The 17348-nt window shown below is 60.2% G+C and carries 12 protein-coding genes; 5 read left to right on the plus strand and 7 right to left on the minus strand.

Going from position 1 to position 17348, the window contains the following annotated elements; translation table 11 throughout:
• The first annotated feature begins 13 nt into the window (after positions 1–13).
• Positions 14–601 (plus strand): class I SAM-dependent methyltransferase, encoded by a 588-nt coding sequence (locus BSZ35_RS15195; RefSeq protein WP_105013235.1) that lies wholly within the window; start codon positions 14–16, stop codon positions 599–601.
• A 124-nt stretch (positions 602–725) separates the two neighbouring features.
• Entirely contained in the window at positions 726–2039 is a 1314-nt protein-coding gene (gene hemL / locus BSZ35_RS15200; protein ID WP_105013236.1) for a glutamate-1-semialdehyde 2,1-aminomutase, read from the plus strand.
• Between the two features lie 78 nt (positions 2040–2117).
• On the opposite strand, the gene BSZ35_RS15205 is transcribed toward hemL, so the two are convergent.
• The 5 genes from BSZ35_RS15205 to BSZ35_RS15225 form a co-directional block, all read right to left on the minus strand.
• Positions 2118–4232, minus strand: a complete 2115-nt coding sequence (locus BSZ35_RS15205; RefSeq protein ID WP_105013237.1) for a serine/threonine-protein kinase — start codon at positions 4230–4232, stop codon at positions 2118–2120.
• Positions 4233–4648: 416 nt separating this feature from the next.
• Positions 4649–5695, minus strand: a complete 1047-nt coding sequence (locus tag BSZ35_RS15210; RefSeq protein WP_181149371.1) for an FHA domain-containing protein — start codon at positions 5693–5695, stop codon at positions 4649–4651.
• A 67-nt stretch (positions 5696–5762) separates the two neighbouring features.
• On the minus strand, positions 5763–7244 hold the full coding sequence (locus BSZ35_RS15215; protein WP_105013239.1) for a hypothetical protein: 1482 nt from the start codon (positions 7242–7244) through the stop codon (positions 5763–5765).
• A 327-nt stretch (positions 7245–7571) separates the two neighbouring features.
• A complete protein-coding gene (locus tag BSZ35_RS15220; RefSeq protein ID WP_105013240.1) occupies positions 7572–8402 on the minus strand; it encodes a protein phosphatase 2C domain-containing protein in 831 nt (276 codons plus the stop codon).
• A gap of 379 nt (positions 8403–8781) precedes the next feature.
• Positions 8782–9462 carry an HAD family hydrolase gene (locus BSZ35_RS15225; RefSeq protein WP_105013241.1) on the minus strand — a complete coding sequence of 227 codons (681 nt, stop codon included), beginning with the start codon at positions 9460–9462 and terminating at the stop codon, positions 8782–8784.
• A 510-nt stretch (positions 9463–9972) separates the two neighbouring features.
• On the opposite strand from BSZ35_RS15225, the gene polA reads away from it, so the two are divergent.
• From polA to BSZ35_RS15240, 3 genes are all read left to right on the plus strand, one after another.
• Positions 9973–12762: a DNA polymerase I gene (gene polA / locus BSZ35_RS15230; RefSeq protein WP_105013242.1), complete on the plus strand. Its 2790-nt coding sequence runs from the start codon at positions 9973–9975 to the stop codon at positions 12760–12762.
• Between the two features lie 110 nt (positions 12763–12872).
• A complete protein-coding gene (locus BSZ35_RS15235; RefSeq protein WP_105013243.1) occupies positions 12873–14192 on the plus strand; it encodes a pitrilysin family protein in 1320 nt (439 codons plus the stop codon).
• A gap of 170 nt (positions 14193–14362) precedes the next feature.
• On the plus strand, positions 14363–15652 hold the full coding sequence (locus BSZ35_RS15240) for a pitrilysin family protein (protein WP_105013244.1): 1290 nt from the start codon (positions 14363–14365) through the stop codon (positions 15650–15652).
• Positions 15653–15798: 146 nt separating this feature from the next.
• Here the strand turns inward: BSZ35_RS15240 and BSZ35_RS15245 are convergent, their stop codons facing one another.
• Both BSZ35_RS15245 and BSZ35_RS15250 read right to left on the minus strand, forming a co-directional pair.
• Positions 15799–16464 (minus strand): PspC domain-containing protein, encoded by a 666-nt coding sequence (locus BSZ35_RS15245; RefSeq protein ID WP_105013245.1) that lies wholly within the window; start codon positions 16462–16464, stop codon positions 15799–15801.
• 34 nt (positions 16465–16498) lie between these two features.
• The gene (locus BSZ35_RS15250) at positions 16499–17098 is read right to left on the minus strand and encodes a 5-formyltetrahydrofolate cyclo-ligase (RefSeq protein WP_105013246.1); all 600 of its coding nucleotides are present in this window, start codon (positions 17096–17098) and stop codon (positions 16499–16501) included.
• Between the last annotated feature and the right edge of the window lie 250 nt (positions 17099–17348).

Consider the following 17348-nt stretch of genomic DNA (forward strand, 5'->3'; position numbering starts at 1 on the left):
TACTTGGCCTGCTATGGAATCTGCCGCCCCGAATGCCCCATCCGACCACCTGCTGCGAATGCTCGCCGCCGTCCCGGTGTCGAGCTCCATTTTGGATCTCGGATGTGGAGAGGGACGTCACACCGAGCCGCTCCTGCGACTTGGGTTTCCCGTACACGCATGTGATCCCCGCGACGATGCCGTGGCCGCCACTCGCGACCGCGTGGGCGAATTGCTAGAAGAGGGCACGGCGGAGACCACCGTGCAGGTGACGCCCCTCGACGCCATCGAGTACCCGGATGAAACCTTTAACTGGGTCGTAGCCGATCGGGCAGAGGTCTACGCGTCGACCGATGAGGCCCTTCGCACGGTCCTGGAGGAAAGCCGACGCATCCTTGCTCCTGGGGGATGGCTGTACTTGACCCTGCCGACGCATCCGTCGGAGGAAGATCCCGATTCCCTCACCTCCAACGGGAGTGCATTTTCTATCGAGACGTTGGAGAAGCTTCGCAAGGAGGCACGGCTGGCCGAAGCGCGCGAGCCGTCCCGAATTGAAGGGGAAGAGGAACCGGCCCGGATCCGAGCCCTCTATCGGCGCGTCGACCCTCAAACTCCGATGTAACGAGAGACGACGCGTTGGTAACGAGTGGTTCGGTTCGGGGAGAGGACGGGACCATCCGTTACGACTGAGAAGTTTGCATCGTCAGCAACGTTTGGAGATTTATCCACCAACCCACGCAGGATTCATGGAAGTTGCTCCGTCCAACATTGATCTCCGTCGAAGCAAGCAGTTTTACGATCGCGCCCAAGGATGTATCCCCGGGGGCGTAAATTCGCCTGCCCGAGCGTTTGACAGCGTTGGGGGCACCCCGCTCTTCATTGAGGAGGCCGAGGGGGCCTACCTGATGGACGCCGACGGGAATCGATATCTCGATTATGTGGGGTCCTGGGGACCGATGATTTTCGGTCACGCTCATCCCGATGTTGTGGACGCCGTGCAGACGCAGGCGGAGGCGTCTACTTCGTTCGGGGCACCTACGGAGGTGGAAATCGAGGTTGCGGAGCTCGTGTGTGACCTTGTGCCGTCGGTGGAGAAGGTGCGCATGGTGAACTCCGGTACGGAGGCGACCATGAGTGCAGCCCGCCTTGCGCGCGGGTACACTGGGCGGGATAAGATCATCAAGTTTGAGGGCAACTATCATGGCCACGGCGACTTCTTCCTGATCGCGGCGGGAAGTGGGCCGATGACGTTGAGTGAACCGGACTCGCCCGGCGTAACGAAGGGCAATGCGAAAGATACTCTGCTCGCCCCTTTCAACGATCTGGATCACGTGGAGAAGCTCGTAGAGGCACATGCGGGAGAGGTCGCCTGCATCATTCTGGAGCCGATTGCGGGCAACATGGGATGCATTCCTCCGGAGCCCGGCTTTCTTGAGGGGCTCCGCGAGATCTGCGATGCCCACGACATCGTTCTCATCTTTGATGAGGTCATGACCGGATTTCGCGTTGCGCCGGGGGGAGCACAGGAGCGCTACGGGGTGACGCCCGATCTCACCTGCCTTGGCAAAATTATTGGGGGCGGACTGCCGGTGGGGGCCTATGGGGGCAAGAAGGATATCATGGACTACATTTCGCCGACGGGGCCGGTTTACCAAGCGGGGACGCTTAGCGGCAATCCGTTGGCCATGCGAGCCGGCCACGCTGTGCTCTCGAAGATTGCGGAGAACAAAGACACGATCTACGACGAGTTGGAGGCCTTCGGAGAAGCCCTCGAAGAGGGCATCCACCGCAACCTTGAGGCGCTGGATTTGGACTTCACCACGAATCGGGTGGGGGCGATGGCCAGTCTCTTCTTTACCGATCAACGGGTGGTAGACCAGGAGACGGCCAAGACAACCGATACTGATCAGTACGCCGCGTACTTCCACGCGATGTTGGAGGAAGGCATCTACCTCCCGCCGTCTCAGTTTGAGGCCATCTTTTTCGGCACGTGTCACGGCGAAGCCGAGCTCGACGCCACACTGAAGGCGCAGCGCGAGGCGCTCAGACGCATCCAATAGAAAAAGCTCGGCGCTTGACGCGCCGAGCCGTTGGTCGCAAAAGGACACTGTCGATGGACGACGTCCGTCCTGGGGGGGTTACGGAGTCCAGAGCTTCACGTCGTCGTCCTTACTTCCAGAGAGAACGTAGCGGCCGTCAGGAGAGAAGGCAATGGCGTTGACGCCCTCCGCATCGCCCTCAAAGACGTAGCCGAGATTTCCATCCTCTACCTTCCAGAGTTGGACGGTCATGTCGCTGCTCCCACTCAGAACGTATTGACCGTCCGGGGAGAAGGCGACGGCAATCACGAGGCCGGAATGGCCCTCAAAGGTGCGAAGTAGCTTTCCAGAGTCGACGTCCCACAGCCGGGCCGTCATGTCGTCGCTGCCGGAGAGAGCGTACTCCCCGTTCGGCGAGAATGCGACGGAGAAGACGTACGTGGAGTCCCAGTCGCCCTCGTCGAAGGTGCGCACGACACTGCCCGTCTCCACATCCCAGAGCTTAAGGGTGCCGGACTGACCGCTGCCGGAGAGCACGTACTCCCCGTTCGGCGAGAAGGTGACCGAGAAGATTGCTTCGTTGTTTTCGTCGAAGCGGCGGACGAGGTCGCCCGTATCTACGTCCCAGAGATGAAGGGTGCCGGAGGCGCCGCCGCCAGAGAGCACGTGCTGCCCGTCGGGCGAAAAGGTGGCCCCCAGTACCGCTTCGGAATTTTCCTCGAAGGTCCGGACGGTGTCCCCGGAATCCACATCCCACAGGCGAACGATGCCGTCAGACGTTTCAGAGACGAGACGATCGCCGTCAGGAGAGAGCGCGACCGAAATTGGTTGTTCGGTGAGGCCCTCAAACGTCTGAATTTCGCGACCGGTGACGACCTCCCACAACTTAATCGTGTTGTTCGGGGCGCCCGAGAGGGCATACTGTCCATCGGGCGAGAAGGAGACCGCATTCACCCAGTCGGCATTCCCCTCCAACGATCGCACAATGTGCAGCCGTTGCCGCTGCGGTCCCTCAGAGGCTCCATCCTCCGTGGAAGGGGACGGGGTCATTGCCTCTTGCTCTTCTTCGGTGGCGGTCGCCGTTTCGGACATTGCGGCGGGACTCGGCTCCGCCTCTCCCTCTTCGGGCCGGTACACCTGGGTTTGGGCCGGTTCGCCCTGTCCTCCGCCGGCATCCATCGAGACCTGCTCCTCGGCGTCGGCCGTCCCGTCCCCTGAAGATGGAGAGGGGACTTCGACCTCTTCGCCCGGGTCCTCCGAATGGAGCGCCTCAGCGGCTTCCTGACCGGTTTGGTAGCGGTCGTTGGGATCTTTCTTGAGCAGCTTTGCAATGACCTGCTCCAACCAGGCGGGGATGCTGTCGTCAATCTGACGGGGAGGCGTGTAGGATTCGTGCAGCACCTTGTACACGACGCTCATGGGGTGGCCTCCCGTGTGAGGGAGTTTCCCGGTGATCGATTCATAAAGAACGACGCCGAGGCTGTACAAGTCCCCTCGGGCATCAACATCGTTCCCGCGCGCCTGCTCTGGGCTCATGTATTCCGGGGTGCCCAGTACCGTCCCCGTTTGCGTGAGACGTGCATCCGAGCCCGCGTAGGCAATGCCAAAGTCCATGAGCACGGGGCGTCCCACGTCGGTCACCATGACGTTCGAGCTTTTCACGTCGCGGTGGACCGTGCCCTGATTGTGGGCGTAGCCGAGGGCTTCGGCCATGGGGGCGATCAGGCTTACTGCCTGTTCTGGGGAGACCGGTCCTTTCTCCTGGACGATCTCGTGGAGGTCGCGTCCCTCCAGATACTCCATCGCCATGTAATGAACGCCGTTCAGCTCCCCCTCGTCGAAGATGGTGACGATGTGGGGATGGTTGAGTTGGGCCGCTGATTGGGCTTCCCGGTGGAAGCGCTCCAGCATCTTCCGGTCGTGGGTCATTCCCTGCGGCAGCACCTTCAGGGCCACCTCTCGTCCCAGGCTTTCTTGAACGGCCTTGTAGACGATGGCCATGCCGCCACGGCCCAGTTCCTTTTCAATATTATATTCGGGAGACATCGCATCCCGAACGAGAGTTTCGGGATTGGAGGAGAGTGATCCAGTCCCGGTTCCCGTAGAGGTCGTTTCAGGAGGATCCTCCAGCCACTCGCCGCAGTGTTTGCACTTGCGGGCAGCTTCCAGGATCTCTTCGTGACAATACGGACAACGCTTTGTGGCTTCGGACATGTCCTAGGGGCGATTCGTGCACTGCACCTGCTTGGAAGACGGCGTTGCGTCCGATCGGACGTCGGCCGGCGGGGAGCAGGAATGGAAAGGCCATCGATCGATGCTGTCCGGTAGGAGTGAAACAAGGGGGAGGTTATGACCACATCCAACCCGAACAGCAGAACTCATAGGGGATCGTCTTCCCCATACGAACAATGAGCAATAATATTGCCAGGTTCGGGAGAACGACGGTGCAGCGTCTCGGGACAACTTGTGAAGAGCAGAGGGACATGTTACACGTCCCTGCTGCCCGTTTCCCGACGGGGAGACGCGACGTGCCCGGGCAGGGCGAGCGAGGACCCTCGCCCGTCGGGCGGGACGATCGATGAAACGCAGAGATCGCCTCCCGGCCCCGACGGACGCTGCGAATGACCTCCCTAGTCGCGTTCGTAGCGGAGCATCAGTTCGCCCATCCGGATCATATCGCCGTCCTGAAGTTCGACGGTATTGCCTTCGGGCACCTGATCCCCATTCACCATCGTCGGGTTGGTTTCGCTCGTGTTCTTCAGCAGAATGGTTTGGTCCTGCTGAATAATTTCCGCCTGCATACGAGACACCGTGCGGTACGTATCCCCGAGCTGAATATGTGCGAAGGCGCGCTCGCCTTCCACCTCCGCCCGGCCAATGGTGACCACATTGCCTTCGGGGGTCGGGCGTCCCGCAATCCGGAACTCTTTGCCCTGGTCCGGCCCGGCCGCGATCACAAGGCGACCCGGCACAAACTTCATTGTTTTCGGGGGAGCCTTGAATTTCAGCGTCTCGGGCCCTTCCGATTCGTCTTCCGGGGTCTGTGAACTGCTGGACTCGGACTTGATGCGCTGCCCAGAGGGTTCCGGGAAGCCGGTTTCGGCCCCTTCCCCGTCGCCCCCAAGCTCCGTAGAGGACAGATCGGACGAGGGTGGGTCTGTCCCGGCCGAGCCGTCCTCCGAAGGAGCAGCGGCTTGCGGAGCGGGCTCATCATCCTGGCTGGCGTACGCGAAGTAGCCTAGAACAACGACGACGAGAACGCCAAGCCCGAGGATCAGATAAACGGTGATCGTTGAGAAGCCCTGCCGAAGCGACTCGCTGGAGTCTCCGTTCTGGTTGCCGGACGAGATTTGTGTCCGGCTGGACTCGTCTAGCACGGGCTTTCGGTTGAACGGGCTGATTTCGATGACCCCTTCCACCCGGTAGCGCTCGCCTGGGGCGGGAGGTTGCTGGCCCGTCCGTGCGCGAATTTCCGCCCCACTATCGTCCTGAAGAATATAATTTTTCGTCTCCGTGTCGTTGCCACTATCGACCTGGCGGTCGACCGTGCCTTCGATCGTCACACTCTGGCCGCGATATTTGCCCGGATTGCCATTGATTTCCTTGATCGTGGGTTGGGCCTGCAGCCCCCAAGCACCAAAAATCAAAAGGAAGCAGATCCAGGCTACAGATCGCACCGGAGGAGTGAATGTGTTCACGTACCGAGTCATGGGGAAAGTCATCGGAGATTGGCTTGCGTTCAACTTAGTTTTGAGCGAGGCCGATACGAACAACCCCAGTCCAATTTTCGTCAACAAATTTGGGCCATACGACCTCACGCACCGATTGCCCGTTGTACTGGATGTCGTGGTGATACAAGGCAGGCGTGTTGGAGGTGCGCGTCCATTCGCCTTCCCCGTATCCGAGATTCGATCGGTTGAAGTTGTAGGATTCTTCGATCCCGTCGGAGTCGTTTTGGATACAATAGTAGGTCAAAATCGGCGAATCATCAAAGATGGCGTCGAAAACCTCAAAGTCGGCTGAGGCCATCCCGGCTCCGCTGAGAAGTGTGCCGATCGCACTTCCGCTGGCGGGAGACGTTTCCGAAAACTCAAGCTGATACAGCTTCTTCCACTGCTCGTCACTGTCGACGTTGTCTTGGATCGTTTCGAGACGAACGTTCTCCTCGGCTGTGGTCGCAATGCTGAACTCAAGAACCAGATAGCGCGATCCGACGGGACTGACCAACCAGGCCATGTTGGACTGATCGGAGGATCGCAGAAGGGAAACTGACCCAGCGACCGTTTCCAGAAGGGCATCGCTAGGCTGGTTGGCTTCGCTGCCGTACATTCCGCGAGTGACGCTGCCATCGGAGGCAAGGAGGTAGAAGGCCTTCACGTAGTTGGGAAAGCTGACGCGTTGCATCTCCGTATCCACGTGATTGAGGGCAGTGTCCGAAGGCTGGTCGTCATAAAATGCTGCCCCTATGCGAAGAAGGGGGGAGAGAAAGTGACCACGAACCGAGATGAGGGACGAGAGGATCGCCTTCGGCGTTGGGTTGCGAGCGGCCATCTCACGGGCAAGAGTGTACGCCTCACGGAACCGACCATTCAGAAAATAGAGCTCCTCCAGGGTGTTTGCTGTGTTCTCCCAGGTGGCAAGGGACTGATCGGCAGACCAGTTGGCGAGAAGCCAAGCATACGCGTTCATGGCCGTTCGCTGGGCTCCTACCTCCAAAGCTGAGGTTCCACAGTAGTATTCGGCCCGGAAATTTTCGTCTACGTATTTGGGGTACGAGCGACACAAGCGGTAGGCAGCGTCGTACTCGTCGGCTTCAACCTCTTGTTGAATGAGACTGCGCACGTGCGATTCCACCCGTCCGCTCAGTTGGTCTCGTTGAGCGGACGTAAGGTACGACTGGTTGGAGAGAACATTGATGTACTGCTGAAGGGCCCCGGAGCCTTGACGTCGGACGGCCCCGAACCATTCTCCGAGCACTTCGGCAAGCTTCTCCCGGACGAAGTCGCGGTCACAGTTCTGTGCGGTGCTATTGAGCACCTTCACCGCCCGGCTGAAATTCGATTGTTCAAGAAGACGGTCCGCAAGGCTAATCTGTCGCTGGGCGAAGTCTTCGCAGTACGAAGGAGAGGAAGGGGAAGCAGCTGGCCGAGGACTGGTCGAGGAAAGAGGGCCGGCGTGGGTCGCAGGGACCAGCAGGACGGCAACGAGGAGAGAAAGAACGGTCATTCGATTACAAAAGGGCATCGGCAAAAGGAGGTGCATCGGCGAGGCCTGCACTAGATCCGGGGACGAGCAGTGGGGAGACGACCCTTCGGAGACGGGTGAGGAAGAACAATACTCCGAAAGATGGCCGTTTACGCTCGAGTTTACGTATGGTCGTGACCCGGGATAGATGTCCGTCTCGTGTAGAAACGGCATCCGTGAGTCCCCAATCTATGCGGATGCATCGAGAATTTACATAGATGACCGGACCATGGACCTTCCTTTGAAACCTATGGCCGTCTTCGGGGGAATGCAAACGTCGGGGAAAGAGGTGCCTGATTCCCCTGTCCTTTATGCAGGCTCTTCTTCACGAGGGGGGAAGGGATATGTCCGCACGCGTCCGAGCTCTCGTTCGAGGGTGCCGGCCTCCGCAAGGACGGCAGAGATGTTATCTGTGGAGCCGGAATAGTACGCGAGGGATACAAGAGATTCCGCGGCCGTCTTCAGGTCGGGGGTTCCGAGCATGTACGATTTGAAGAGCTGTTTCTGGTCCTGCAGCTTGTCCACAATGAGGCCGTCGGAACAGAGCAGGAAGCCATCTTGCTCAGAAAGCGAATAGGCCGGAGCATCTTTTGGGAAGAAGTCCGGCTCGTCCCCCGTCCCGTCGAGGGTCTTGTTGATGATGTGCCCGTACTGCTCGATAAATTCGGGATCGATGTTGTCGTCTCCAGCCTCTTTTTCGAATTCGCGCAGGTACGAGTGGTCCTCGGTCACCTGCTTGATCTCGCCGTCGGTCAGGTAGTAAACGCGACTGTCCCCGAGATTTCCGGCAATAAACTGGTTGTCGCATCCGAGCACGCAGGTGAGCGTGGTGCCCATCCCGTCGAGCGAGGGATCCTGCTCCGTAATTTCGCGAATCGATTCCTGCGCAGCGTCGAAGGCGTTCTCCAGAATGTCCTTGAGCATGTCCGGAGTGACCTCGTCCTCGAACTCGTCTCGGAGGACCGACTCCACCGTCTGCAAAACAGTCTGGCTCGCAATCTGGCCTCCCGCGACGCCTCCCATTCCGTCAGCAACGCCTAGGAAAAAGGCGTCCGACGAAGGGTAAAAATGTAAGATGTCGTCCTGATTTACATCCCGGCGACCCGGAAATGTCGTGCCGTGGGCGGAGATCGGTAGCATTACGATGAGCAGCCGTTCTATTGAATGAACGAGTCAGACGGTAAGAGACGTCCCTTTTCTTGGGGCCTAGGGGAGAAGAGGGCAGAAAAGGGTGGGCAGTGCGTTTCGCACGGACCGTCTTCTCTCGGAAACGCAAGTCGAAGATGCATTAACACGTTCCCTTCCTCCTTTGTGTTCGACCTCTCGAACGGGGGAGAGAGAGCATCGTTGCAGAGCCAAAAATCATGAAGGTATGGGAGAAGGCTCAGGAGGAGGCCGAAAGCGTGCCCCCGAGTGTGTTGGGAACAGCAGGTCGTCGCTGCCGAGAATGTCGTCGGACACGCCCCCTGGTATTCGCTTAAAGATCGTGCCGGTTTTCGAGTCGCCGGACGAAACGGGGTCAGATTTCAAGAACTTGTTCAATGAAATGGTGAGGGTCGGCCAGCGTGTCGAGGAGAAGGTCAGGCGTATGAGGAGCCAGTTCAGATCGGGAGAATCGTCCGGTACAGACGGCCACTGAACGAGCGCCCGTCGTCTGGGCACAGTGAATGTCGTGGCGCGTGTCTCCGATGATTGCCGTGCGGTCGGCAGAAAAGGAATGCCCGGACTGCTCAGAAGCGCGCCGGAGCGCCATGGGCGGCAACTCGGTACGATCGGAGTGGTCGTTTCCAAAAGCGCCGATCGGGAAGTAATCGGCCAGATTTGCCCTTCGGAGCTTGTGGTACGCAATGGCTTCAACATTGCCCGTGACCAAGCCTAAGAACACGTCCTCTCGACGGGCGAGCCGAGGCAGAAGGTCCACAACGCCCGGAAGAGGATTCACGTGGTGTGACTGTATGGTCTTTTGGGCAGTCTCGGCGTATCGGGCGATCACGTCTTCCAGGTGGGGGGAGGGGTCGGGAATTCCGCTCTCCACAAGCACGTCGTGAAAGATCGCGAGATCAGTGCGTCCCGAAAACGGAACGCCGTCGGTCGAGGCGCGCTTTCCCGTTGCACTCGCGACCGCGTGGGTCACGGCCGGGCGGACCCCGCCCGTAACGTGAAGGAGCGTCCCGTCAATGTCGAAGAGCAGAAGAGTCATGAAGACAAACGGAAGGTCTACGGAGGCGAATGAATACGACCCTCTACGTCGCTGCATGATCCTGAGAGTCCGTCTATGCGGTTGTCTTCCTGCCGCTGGAGCACACCGTTATTCTTGGGGAGAGTACTTTTTGGTGCTGTGTCCATACGCTACACGATCGCACAAGGCGTTCTGAGAGGTCGTCCCCACCTCATGCCCACCACTGCGCGACGGTAGGGGGCATCCGGCGTCTCCAGTATCTGTTTCCGGGATATGTCAACCGCGACGAGGAGGCGCGTCAGCATCTGGGCCGGGGGCGAGCCGCCCTCGTAGGTGAAATTGAAAGGACAAGAGGGCGCGTCGATTCACACACTTTCTCACGGTTCGGTAAGAACTAGGGCCCCACTGAAGAATTGAAGACCGACACGTCAGGTCCCCATTCGGAGACCGTCGCTCAGTGCAACGAGGGCGGCTCCAAGCGGCCGAGTCAGCTCTTCTCGTCACTACTGCTCCCAGCCTACGCTCCATCGAATGCCCGAGTCTGTTCCTTCGACCTCTGAGGAAGAGGAGAAGACCCTCTACCTCATCGATGCGATGTCGCTTGCGTACCGCGCACACTACATCTTCATCAGCCGACCCCTCATCAACTCGAAAGGGCAGAATACCTCGGCGGCCTACGGATTTACGAACTCGCTCCTCAAACTGATTGACGACCACGACATTGAGCACGCCGCGGTCGTGTTCGACGAGGGGGAGGAGGACACCTTCCGCAAGGAGATCTACGAAGAGTATAAGGCCCACCGCGATCCGCCCCCGGACGAGCTGCTGGAAAACCTCCCGTTCATCAAGAAGATTGTGGAGGCGATGGACATTCCGGTGCTGGAGGTGCCGAACGTGGAGGCCGACGACGTCATCGGGACCCTTGCGACGCAGGCGGAAGACGACGGGGCCGACGTGGTGATTGTGTCGCCGGACAAGGACTTCAAGCAGCTGCTTTCGGAGCACGTCTCCATCTACAAGCCAGCGAAGGGGGATCAGGACTTTGAGATTCTGACCGACGAGACGTTTCGGGAGGAGCACGAGCTCGACCCTGTCCAGTTCATCGACATGCTGGCGCTCATGGGCGATAGCAGCGACAACGTGCCAGGCGTCTACGGCATTGGCGAGAAGACCGCGCAGAAGCTGCTCCGCGAATACCACTCCGTCGAAAACCTGATCGAGCACGCCGACGACCTCAGTGGGAAGCGGGCGCGCGAAGGCATGCAGGAGCACGCCGAGGAGGCAAAGCTCAGCAAGCGGCTCGTTCGCATTCGCACCGAGTTGGATGTGGGATTGGACTGGCATCAGCTTCGCCGCGCCAATCCGGACGAGGACAAGCTGCGGGCGCTCTTCAACGAGCTGGAGTTCGGGTCGCTGCTCGACCGCATGGGCATTGACGGCGAGTCGTCGGAGGACGAGGCGAAGGAGCCGACCGAAGATCCGGCCCTCGAATTCGACTTTGGGCCGTACGAGGAGGTGCAGGAGCTCGACCCCGACGCGGTGGACTACGACTTCGTGCAGAATCGGGGGCAGCTGGAGCAGTTTGTATCCGAGCTGGGGGAGCGCGATCGGTATGCCTTCGACGCGGAGACGACCTCCACCGACCCGATGTACGCCTCCCTCGTCGGGCTTTCCTTCAGTTGGGCGGACGAACAGGGCGTGTACGTTCCCACCCCGCTTCCCGACGGCATGAGCACGGACGCGGTGCTCGATATGCTCGGCCCGCTCCTGGAAGCCGACACGACGAAGGTCGGCCACAATCTGAAGTACGACCTCCTGGTACTGCGGCGGCACGGCGTGGAGGTTGGCGGCCCGCTCGTCGACACCATGGTGGCCCACTACCTGGTGGCGCCGGAGGAGAACCACAACCTCGACGACGTGGCGCGGTCGGTGCTCAACTACAAGATGGTGCCCATCTCCGATCTCTTGGGCGACGGGGAGGACATCTCGATGCGCGACGTGGCAGTGGAGGAGACGGCGCCCTACGCCTGCGAAGACGCGGACATCGCGCTTCGCCTAGCGGATGCTCTGGAAGAGCGCTTAGAAGAGGACGAACTGCAGGAGATTGCAGAAGAGATGGAGTACCCCCTCGTGCGCGTCCTCGCAGAGATGGAGCACGTGGGCATCACGGTGGACACCGACGTGCTGGACGAAATCTCGTCCCGGCTGGAGTCGGAGCTCAGTGAGATTGAGTCTGAGATTTATGATCTCGCCGGAGAGGAGTTTAACATCAACTCTCCTCAGCAACTCGGCGTCATTCTGTTCGAGAAGTTGGACCTGCCGGTGGTGTCGAAAACGCCCACCGGCAATCCGTCGACCAAAGAAAGCGTCCTGCAGGAGCTCTCCACCGAGCACGAAATTCCGGGGCTCGTCCTCGACTGGCGCTCCACCTACAAAATTAAAAGTACCTATCTCGACGCCCTCGGTGAGCTCGTGCATCCGGAGACGGGCCGCATCCACACCAGTTTCAACCAGACGCGGACCTCGACCGGACGGCTTTCCTCCAGCGATCCCAACCTGCAGAACATCCCGATTCGCACCGAGGTGGGGCGCGAGATCCGACGGGCCTTCGTACCGCGCGACGGCTGGAAATTGATGGCGGCGGACTATGCCCAGATTGAGCTCCGCATCCTCGCGTCCATGAGCGGCGACGAGGCGATGATCGAGACCTTCCGCGAGGAGGGCGACATTCATACCGACGCCGCCGCGCGCGTGTACGACATCGATCCGGATGAGGTAACGTCCGACCAGCGCCGCAAGGCGAAAGAGGTGAACTACGGCATTCCGTACGGCATCTCACCCTGGGGGCTCGCCCAGCGCCTGCGCATGCCGTTCGACGAGGCCAACGACCTCATCAAGCAGTATCGAAAGTCGTATTCGGGCGTGTCCCGATTGCTGAACGAGCTCGTGGAGCAGGCCCAGGAGAACGGCTACGCCCAAACGATGCTGGGACGCCGTCGCTACCTGCCGGACATTGACAGCTCCAACAGCAACCAGCGCAGTGCCGCCGAGCGGGTCGCCGTCAATATGCCGATTCAGGGCACACAGGCGGACATGATCAAGATCGCGATGAATCGCATCCACGAGCGGCTGGCGGACGCGACGTGGGACGCCGAAATGCTGCTCCAGGTCCACGACGAACTGGTGTTTGAGCTGCCGCCAGACGAGGTTGACGAGGTGCGGTCGATGGTCGAGGCGGAGATGCGCGACGCACTGCCCCTCGACGACGTGCCGGTTGTGATCGACATCGGCGTGGGCGACCACTGGCTCGATGCGCACTGAGAACATTACGTATTCCGTGTTGCGTATTGCGTAGCCTTGTTTTAGGGATACGAAACACGCAATACGGGACGAACGGCTTTGAATCGAAGAATACTCTCAACCTCAGCTATATGAACCAGACGACTGTCGCTGATTCTTCGCCTGCCATTCCCGCCGCCTTTGAGTTTGAGGAGGGGTCCGACGGCATCGAGTGCTACCGCCTGACCGATAATGGGTTGCGCGTTCTTTTGCTGCCGCAGGACGGAGCGCCGGTCGCCACGTCGATGGTAACGTATCACGTGGGCAGCCGCAACGAGCGCACGGGTCACACCGGTGCCACTCACATGCTGGAGCACCTCATGTTCAAGGGCACGGAGCGCTACCACAAGCGGAAGGGCACCTCGATTTTTGAGACCCTGCAGCGCGTGGGGGCCAAGGTGAACGCCTCCACGTGGCTGGACCGGACGAACTACTACGAAATGCTACCCACTGAGCACCTGCCGTTGGCGCTCGACATCGAGGCCGACCGAATGCGCGGGGCGCTCCTCGACCCGCAGGACGTGGAGTCGGAGCGGACGGTGATTCTCAACGAGCGGGATCGCAACCAGAATCAGCCGGTGTCGCGCCTCTTCGACGAAGTGTGGGCGGCCGCATTTACCGCACATCCCTATCACCACCCGACGATCGGGTGGAAGAGCGACATCGAAACCATCACCGCCGATGGGCTGCGGGAGTACTACGATACGTTCTACTGGCCGAACAACGCCACCGTCTCCATTGTCGGCAACTTCGATCGTCCCACCGCCCTGAATGAAGTCGCCGATCACTTTGGCAAGCACGACGCAGCGCCGCACGACATTCCGCAGGTCACGACGGAGGAGCCCGAGCAGACCGGACAGCGGCGGGTAACGGTGAGGCAGGACGGACAGCTGGGAGCCGTGCTTATGAGCTACAAGTCCCCGCCGGCCGTGGAGCCAGACTCCGACGCGCTCGATGTGCTGGCCCGCATCCTCGCCTCCGGCAAGGGCAGCCGTCTTTTTCAGCGCTGTACGGACCAGGGGCTCACGAGCGACGTGTTCGGCATGAACTTTCGCCTCCGCGATCCGGGGTTGTTTTCGGTCTTCGGGTACTTGGCGCCCGAGACGGATCACGAAACGGTGGAGGCAGCCATCCACGAAGAGATTCAGAAGATCCGCGACGAGGGCGTGACGCAGGAGGAGCTCGACCGTGCTCGCAGCCAGCTCCGTGCGCAAATCGCGTTCGACCGCGACGGGCCGATGAAGGTAGCCTCTCAGCTCAACGAGGCCCTGGCCGCCGGGGATTGGAAGCTCTACACCCAGTACCTCGATCGTTTGGGGGAGGTGACGGTAGACGATATTCAGCGGGTCGCCCAGACGTATCTTACCGACGACACCAGCACCGTCGGGTGGTATGTGCCGAGTGCGTCTTGAAGAGTGATGCGTGAATCGTGATGCGTGAAATCGGGGGCGGGAAGACATGCTCCTGCGTTGGGGCAGCGGGCATGGCAAACGAAATCACGGGTTCCGATTTATGCCTTCACAGGACCACGCGAAGCGCATGGCCCTTTCCTTCGTATTTCTATTTATCCATCGTGGATCACATGTCTACTTCTAGTCCGAATCTTGCCTCTCGGGTTCAGGATCGTGAGGCCGGTCCGGGACGATTGCTCACCCTCCAGACGTCCGTTGACGACATCGTGTCGTGGCGGGGGTCGTTTTTGGCCTACCCCAATCTTGCCGCCGGCGACGACCTGCTACAAGAATTGACCGTCTCACTTCTCGACAAGGGGACGGAACAGCGGGACCGGTTTGAGCTTGCCCGCGTCCTCGAAGATTGCGGCGCAAAGCTTAACCTGTCGAGCGACGGCCTCTACATCGACGTTTCAGGGCGCGCGCTGACAGAAGATCTGCCCCGCGTGATGGATGTGCTGGCGGAAATGCTGCGAACGCCCTCGTTTCAGCAAGAGGAGTTCGAAAAAGCCCAGGCTCAGGCCCTCGCAGACGTGCAGCGCCGGATGGAAAAGACCAGCGCACAAGCCTCTGCGGCCCTCACGCGTCGTCTCTTTGGCCGAGGGCATCCCAATTACAGCGAGGCGCCGGAGACGGTGATGCGTGAGCTTCAGCAGATTACGCTCGACGACGTTCGGGCGTACCACGCCGCTCACTTCGGGGCGACCGAATGGACGTTGGCAGTGGTTGGGGATCTGGAGCACGACGCAGTGGCGTCGGTCGTGGACGATACATTTGCGGGGTGGACGCCGCACGACACGGCGCCGAGCCACGACACGGACGGCGTGTCGGAGGCAGACGTTGGAAGAAGCGTGGTCCCGATGCCCGACAAGTCGAATGTCGATGTACGAATGGGGCACGCCGTTCCGATCCGACGGGACCACGATGACTATCCCGCCCTCTATGTGGGCAACTACATTCTGGGCGGCGATTTTGCGGCTCGGCTCATGGCGACGGTGCGGGACGAGAAGGGGCTCACCTATCATATCGGCTCAGGGCTTTCGGGCGTCTCCACGCGCTATTCAGGATACTGGCAGACCAGTGTCACCCTCAGCCACGATGCGTTGGAGGAGGGAATTGCCGCGACAAAGGACGTAATCCGGCAATTTGTGGAGGAGGGGGCGACCGAAGACGAGCTGGGAAGCAAGAAAACCACGATTACTGGCTCCTACGCAGTGGGGCTCGCGACGACACAGCGATTGGCCCAGTCCATCCTCACCAATGCTGAGCGCGGGTTCGATCTTGACTACCTGGATCGCTTTCCCGAAGAGATTGAGGCCCTGACGCTCGACGACGTGAACGAGGCCGTGCGCACGCATCTCCGCCCGGAGGCGATGCACGAGGCACTGGCGGGGACTCAACCAGAACCGGTTGAGGTATAACGGTCGCTGATGCCGGCTGCCTACACGTCCGTATTGCATATTTCGTATTGCGGATCACGCACTTGGGGAGATCCAGGAAATACGCAATCCGACCTCTTGCGGCGGACGTCTCCGAATAAACGGGGCCTACACATTGAACGCGAGCATCAGTCATCGTCCCGAATAATGGACAGCCGCTCTTCGGGGGAGAGGGGCTCCTCCTTCGGCATGGCGAAGGCCAGGCCAAAGTAGGCCAGCACCAGCGGGCCGAACGAACTAATGACCCCGATCACGAACGCGATGCGCACGAGCGTTGGGTCCAGGTTCAGGTACTCGGCGATTCCGCCGCAGACGCCCAGGAACTTTTTGTCCGTCCGCGACCGTCGGAGACGCTTTTTAGAGGTTTTCTTCGGGCCTTCTACCACTTTCGTCTCGCCGGTATTGGCGTCCACCGCCTTCTGGGTAGGGCGCTCAGCGTCGTCCGACGAGGACGAGGGGCGCCAGGTGAGTACGCCGAACCCTACGAGAATAACGAAGATACCAATCAGCCAGGGCAGAGCGGCGTTGAGCCCAAGGAGCGCCGGGTCTGCCCAAACCCCGATCTCCGTAAGCAGGTACACGATGCCTGCCAGGATGAGGCTCAGTCCCGAGATGGTTTGCACGTTCAGAAGACTCGCCTCGTCCTTCTCATCGTCCTCGAAGTAGAGCGATTCCAGCTCCTCGTCAGAGATGTGTTCGAGGTCGAGGGTCGTGCGTCCTACGTCGAAGGCATCGTTTTGGGGCGAGGAAGAGTCCGAAGAGGAAGGAGAACGAGTACGTTCGCGGTTGGCCATGGTCCCGAAGGGAATAACGAAGAGACAACTGGAGTTAGGAGGACGAAAGGGAGAAGCATCGTCGCTCGGTGACGACCGTTGTGACGGGAATGTCGTGCGGGGCAGATGGAAGGTGCGACACGAAGCAGTCGGCGTATATGAGTGCGATGCAGGGCACGTCCACATGCCGAAGAAACGCGTCGTAGTAGCCGGAGCCGTGTCCAATGCGGTTGCCTCGTTGGTCCACGCCCAGGGCCGGCACAAGTACGACATCAAGCGCATCGGGGGAGACCTGGGCTGTGTTGGCGGGCTCCCGGATGCCCCACCGGTTCGTTGTCGTGGCGGAATGCCCGTCGTACCGTCGGTGCTCCATTGTAGGGGCGGCTGGATCGTAACTCGTCACCACGGGGAGCACCACCGTTTTGCCCTGCCCCCGCAGCGCTCCGATGAGTGGGCGCGTATCGACCTCTCCCTGTTCGGGCAGGGGCCAGTACACGTGCACCACCGACGCCTGAGCCACGGGAGAAAGCGACAGTGCGCGGCTGCCAATGAGAGTGCCCAGCGCCGCGTATCGGGCAGGGGACAGGCCACGTCGAAGAGTCCGGAAGTGCTCTCGCCACTCATCTTTGGAGCGAGACGCAACAGAGGAGGGCATAGCACCCCGTGGATTCTGAAAGGTCCAGTTCCAAGATTGAATGCTTCGAAAGGAGGAAACGATCCTGTCCCTTCCCCCGAACGTCTACCAGCAATCTCTCAGAAGACGGGAGAGGGTCGTCTCTATAAAGAGCGATCTTCATCGACTTCTCCCCAAGTAGAGGGAATCGATCATGCCGAAGAGGGCTACCACCGGTGGTCCGATAATGACGCATTCGCACGATGAACTGTTACCAGGGAGCATCGAGGGG

The sequence above is a fragment of the Salinibacter sp. 10B genome, from assembly GCF_002954405.1.
GTDB lineage: Bacteria > Bacteroidota > Rhodothermia > Rhodothermales > Salinibacteraceae > Salinibacter.